We start from the raw sequence: 5,608 nt of genomic DNA, 5'->3' as shown, positions 1-5,608 counted from the left end.
ATCCCCTTGTCTCCCCATCCCCCACTCACTACCTCTCCCTTCCGCAACGCATTAACTCCCGCCCTTTACCCCCAGTGGAATTAGTTGATATGCGACTAGAGTTGCAGCAGGGAAACCGTTCTATATTTAGTAGGCCGCTACAAACAGCTTTACATCAGCTGCAAGAAAAGCAACAACAAGGAATTTTATTTATTCATCGCCGGGGACACAGTACCTTTGTTTCTTGTCGCAGTTGTGGGTATGTAATGGAATGTCCCCATTGTGACGTGTCGCTATCCTATCACCAGACCGAAGACGGAGCGCCCCAATTATTACGCTGTCATTACTGTAATTATGTGCGATCGCATCCCCAACAATGCCCAGAATGCGGTTCACCTTACCTGAAATTTTTTGGTAGCGGAACTCAGCGCGTCGCCCAAGAATTAGCAAGACAGTTTCCGCAGTTAAGTTATATCCGGTTTGATAGCGATACCACCCGCAACAAAGGCGCACACCGTACCCTGCTAACGCGGTTTGCCAACGGGGAAGCACATTTATTAGTAGGTACGCAAATGCTCACCAAAGGTTTAGATTTACCCCAGGTGACACTTGTGGGTGTAGTCGCTGCTGATGGTTTATTGCATCTATCAGATTATCGTGCCAGTGAACGGGCATTTCAAACCTTAACTCAAGTAGCTGGCCGTGCTGGTAGAGGCGATGATCCCGGTAGAGTGATTGTGCAAACATACACCCCAGAACACCCGGTAATTGAAGCGGTGCAACAACATGATTATCAGACTTTTTCTCAAACTGAATTAGAACAACGGGAAGCACTGAATTATCCGCCTTATGGCAGGTTAATTTTATTACGTTTAAGTAGCCTTGATCCCATCCAAGTACAGAACACAGCCCAAATCATCGCCACAGCATTAAGCGATAGAGAAGGCTTTGAGGTGCTAGGCCCAGCCCCAGCAAGTATTGTGAGGGTAGCCAACCGTTATCGCTGGCAAATACTCCTAAAATTCGCCCCTGATGCCTTACCGCAACTACCCGATTGGGAGTCAGTGCGATCGCTTTGTTGTGATTCTGTTAGCTTAACTATAGATGTTGATCCGTTGAACATCATGTAATCAAGCTGACATATTGCATTTACTTAACTACGAATTAGTACTACCAAGCTTTAACTAGGAGCTATTTTTGTGCTTGCCAAATTATTTAACAAGTATCTAGAGTCTCGTCCTTGCTTAACTGCTTATAACGATCCAGAACAGAAACAGCCGCGCCAGCATATTCACTTTATTTTGTTTCCTCAAAATCGCTGGTTCAATATCACCCTGAACCAAATGTTAGATCGTCCACAATGGTATAAAGGTTTACTACATAACCACCCCTGGGTTAATATCAGCATTATCTTAAAAGGTGGATACTGGGAGAAAACAGAACAAGGAACCAAATGGTACAGGCCAGGCTCAATCATTTTTCGGTCTGCTAAAAAATACCATTGCATCTGGATCGAAGATAATAAACCAGCATGGACATTATTTATTCACGGACGAATTACCAAATTTTTTGATTTCACCAAAGATGGTAATCCTGTGACCATAGAGGAAATGGGGATGAAAAAAGCAATTTTCACCCGTCAATAATGCCTAACATAGCTATTCACTAGAGCTAAACACCCAAAAATCAATATTAGACCCAGTACATACAAGGACTTGGTGGTACGTTGAGCCTTTTTCCATATCTCCTGGTAGGAAAGTTGATGATTTTGAATAAGCAAGAAAGCTGGCGGATTAAAAATGTAGGGTAATAACCGACTCAGTAAAAACCTCATAAAAAAGTTGATGCTCCACAGCCTTTTACCTAAGCGATCCTGGTTATACTGCCAAGGATAGGCAGTTTGCGCCAGACGTACCAAAGCTTTGACATCAGGAAGCCGCAAGGATTCGTATAAAGGTAACGCCTGAGAAAGATCATCATCACTCTGACACAGGGCTTCATGCAAAACACACACATCTTCCAATGCTGAATTTACTCCTTGACCAATGTCTGGAGGAAAGCAATGGATAGCATCTCCTAAAAGTACTATTCCCGTAACAGCAGTTGGTTGTGGTTTTAATAAGTAGTGCAATCCAGAACAGTATTGTGGAGGAGGAAAGCAACCGCCTTCACTTTTAGCAAATCGTTCGACTTCTGCCGGTGAAACTATTTGACGTAGGGGTAATTGGGGGAAGGCTTGCTCAAAAAAGTTGTCAACTTCCTCACTTGTTTTCAATTCCCAGATTTTATGGTTAGGTTGGGTAATTACATTGGCTGTCCGAGGTTCATCTGGGTTTTGCAGAGGTAATAGACCCAAAGACAAAGAACGCAGATGATCTCGAAAGCTTCCTCGAATAGCGTAAGCCATATGACTCACGGCCTTTTCTGTGCCACTGTGATCCAAAGGGAAGTTTGGCGGTAAGGTTAAAACTTTATACCTCAATCCTGAACTCGGTGAAGGAAACAGCTGCATCTCAAACTTATCTGATGTAGATTCATCCCACTGTTTGAGAGTATTACGGACAATAGAGTTGATCCCATCACAACCAACCAAAAAACTAGGCTCAAACTTGACAATACTACCATTTGCAGATTGTGTAGTGACTTCCAGGTTTTCCTGATTTTGGTTAATTTGAAGACATTTAGTCTTAAATAATACCGTAATTGCTTGAGTCCAATTTTGTACGATTTCTTGGTATAACAACAGCACAAATGCTTTGCGTGGTAACCAATAAGCTGTTTTGCGTTGGGGATCTACAATAGGCAATTTCGACGTTTTGCGGCTACCATTCGGTTTGATCTCGGTAAAATAAAATTCTGTCGTGGGGACACTGATTTTCGATATCTGTTCGGTGAGTCCAAAAGAATCTGTGAACTTTTGACCTCGACCATCAATTAAATACAGGAACGACTTGTCAGGTTCATAGTAATCAGCGCTAGCCCGTTGTTCTAGGACTGTAATATTTATCCAACCACGTTTAGCCAACATTAATGCAGTCGCTAGTCCTGCTGGCCCTCCACCAACAATCAATACTTTCTCTTTAAGTTTCAAAGATTCTTGAGTAGACATAGTATTTTTGGGTATTATTTATTACATCAATACACTAATGTTAACGCTTGAGTGTATCTTGACAACAGCAATATTCAATGTTGGAACTCAGATAATTCTAGAGTCAGCACACAGCAGACATTTTATTTTGCTATCCTGCGGAAAAGGCAATTTAGATAAAACTGAAGTTTAATTTATGCCAAATTGGTCAAAATTTGGGTGCAATAAATATAAAACAGATGGCTTAATTTTTAAAGTTTATGTTCGCAAGTTGTCTATTTTGACTCAAAAGGTTAAATATACAATATAATTTTTTGCTAAATTCTCATTCAGGGTGCGCTGATGAAACAAAAAAGTATAATTTTATACTAAATATCTTATACTTGTGTAATAAATATATCTTAGTACAAAAGAAATTTTAAATTAGCAGATTTCGAGAATATATTGTATAACCAGGAAATATTAACCAACAAGTTAGATGTCTAAGCATAAAATTTAAATATTTTTGACGGAAACTTTTCCAAGAATCTGAAAAATATTAATAACTGCAACAAGTCAATGAATTGAGGTTATGTATATGAGACATTGCCGCATAATTCATGGGATATAGGAATTTCAGTTGAGTCTTGCTAAGTATAATAACTTCCTCACCTGTATCCTTTAGGGTGGAGATTTATCCAGCTTTCCAAAAATCAAATATGAATCCTATATATCTAAATATTAAGCTTTCCATTACTTTATTTGAATCGAGCAAAAATCAATGGGACAAGGTTTTCTGCAAATAGGTTTAACGCTGTGTATTGTCATAGCCATTACTCCAGTTTTGGGAAAATACATAGCGCGTGTTTTCTTAGGAGAAAGAACATTATTTGACTTTCTCATGAACCCCATAGAGAGAAGTTTTTTTCTACTAGCAGGTGTCAACAGAAAAGATAATATGACAGCCGGGGAGTATGTCCGAGCATTACTCTTCAGCAACCTGATCATGAGTATCTTAGTATACTTGCTGATATATTTTCAAAGAATCTTACCTTGGAATCCCAATGGCTTTGGTGCGCCAACGTGGGATATATTACTACATACAGTTGTTTCATTTGTAACTAATACTGGGCAGCAACATTACACTGGTGAGACAACCTTAAGTTATTTTAGTCAGGTAGCAGCTTTAGGTTTTTTGATGTTTACCTCAGCCGCTACAGGTCTGGCGGTGGGCATTGCCTTGATGCGGGGCTTAACAGGCAGAAAGCTAGGTAACTTTTACATTGATCTTACCCGTGCTATTACCAGGATATTATTACCTATTTCAGTAATTGGAGCGATCGCCTTAGTTTTATTAGGTGTACCGCAAACATTAGATGGAACACTGGTTGTAGAAACCCTAGAAGGTGGCACACAATATATTGCCAGAGGGCCAGTAGCCTCCTTTGAGATGATCAAAATGTTAGGCGATAACGGCGGTGGTTTTTTTGGCGTTAACTCTGCCCATCCCTTTGAAAATCCCGATGGTGCTTCTAATTTAATCGAAGCGATCGCCATGATTGCCATTCCTGCATCCTTAATTTACACCTATGGCGTATTTAGCAAAAACATCAGACAGGCTTGGCTACTGTTTTGGATGGTATTTATAGCTTTTGTAATTTTAGTTTGGATAGCCATCGGTGGAGAACAACAAGGGAATCCCCTAGTTAATGGCACATTGGGATTAGAACAACCCAATCTAGAAGGCAAAGAAATTCGACTTGGCTGGGCGCAAACAGCATTATGGGCAGTCATGACTACCGCCACCATGTGTGGTGCAGTCAACGGAATGCATGATTCCTTAATGCCACAAGGACTATTTTCGACATTATTCAACTTATTTTTGCGAGTAGTCTGGGGAGGTCAGGGAACTGGAATAGCTTACCTATTGATTTATATAATTCTGACTGTCTTCTTAACCGGGTTCATGGTAGGACGCACCCCAGAATTTTTAGGGCGCAAAATCGAAAAACCGGAAATCATCCTTGCCAGTGTAGTCCTACTAATTCACCCAATTGTAGTTTTAATTCCCAGTGCCATCACATTGGCCTATCCATTTTCCTTATCGGGAATTAGCAACCCCGGCTTTCACGGAATTTCTCAAGTAGTTTACGAATATGCCTCAGCTGGTGCCAACAACGGTTCTAGTTTAGAGGGATTGACCAACAACACTTTATGGTGGAACCTAAGTACCTGTTTCAGTATGTTAGCAGGACGTTACATCCCGATGATCGCCATCTTGTTATTAGCTGACAGGATGTCTGGTAAAGCAACCATACCCGAAACAACTGGTACCCTCAAAACAGATTCCTTGGTATTTACCACTGTTACCGCCGGATTAGTACTGATTTTAGGTATGTTAACCTTCTTTCCAGTATTAGCCCTAGGCCCAATAGCCGAAAGCTTTAAACTCGCATCTGGTAGTTAAAAAAATGAGGGGATGAGGAAGATAAAAACAAAGATGTTGGTACTCACCGAAAATCTTTCCCCCCTCTGCTCCCTGCTCCCTGCCCCCCTGCGTCT

Annotated in this window: 4 protein-coding genes; 3 read left to right on the top strand and 1 reads right to left on the bottom strand. The window is 40.9% G+C overall.

What is annotated here, in order from left to right:
- Positions 1-1,109, top strand: a 1,109-nt coding sequence (gene priA / locus ACM0OS_RS28245) for a primosomal protein N' (protein WP_414546493.1), incomplete at its 5' end; no start/stop codon positions are given.
- A 69-nt stretch (positions 1,110-1,178) separates the two neighbouring features.
- The gene (locus ACM0OS_RS28240; protein WP_414546492.1) at positions 1,179-1,625 is read left to right on the top strand and encodes a hypothetical protein; all 447 of its coding nucleotides are present in this window, start codon (positions 1,179-1,181) and stop codon (positions 1,623-1,625) included.
- Here the strand turns inward: ACM0OS_RS28240 and ACM0OS_RS28235 are convergent.
- Positions 1,619-3,088: an FAD-dependent oxidoreductase gene (locus tag ACM0OS_RS28235; RefSeq protein ID WP_414546491.1), complete on the bottom strand. Its 1,470-nt coding sequence runs from the start codon at positions 3,086-3,088 to the stop codon at positions 1,619-1,621. The genes ACM0OS_RS28240 and ACM0OS_RS28235 overlap by 7 nt on opposite strands.
- 739 nt (positions 3,089-3,827) lie before the next feature.
- Between ACM0OS_RS28235 and kdpA the strand changes: the two genes are divergently transcribed.
- The gene (gene kdpA, locus ACM0OS_RS28230; protein WP_414546490.1) at positions 3,828-5,513 is read left to right on the top strand and encodes a potassium-transporting ATPase subunit KdpA; all 1,686 of its coding nucleotides are present in this window, start codon (positions 3,828-3,830) and stop codon (positions 5,511-5,513) included.
- Positions 5,514-5,608: the final 95 nt, after the last annotated feature.

The organism is Nostoc sp. CCY0012 (assembly GCF_963920855.1).
Taxonomy (GTDB): Bacteria; Cyanobacteriota; Cyanobacteriia; order Cyanobacteriales; family Nostocaceae; genus Cyanocohniella.
Note: the sequence above shows the minus strand (reverse complement) of the source record. Positions and strands in the feature narration are given on the sequence as shown.

What these genes read in the sequence shown, in the direction of transcription:
- ACM0OS_RS28235 (WP_414546491.1), bottom strand. Translation starts at nt 3,088, where the DNA reads ATGTCTACTCAAGAATCTTTGAAACTTAAAGAGAAAGTATTGATTGTT.
- kdpA (WP_414546490.1), top strand. Translation starts at nt 3,828, where the DNA reads ATGGGACAAGGTTTTCTGCAAATAGGTTTAACGCTGTGTATTGTCATA.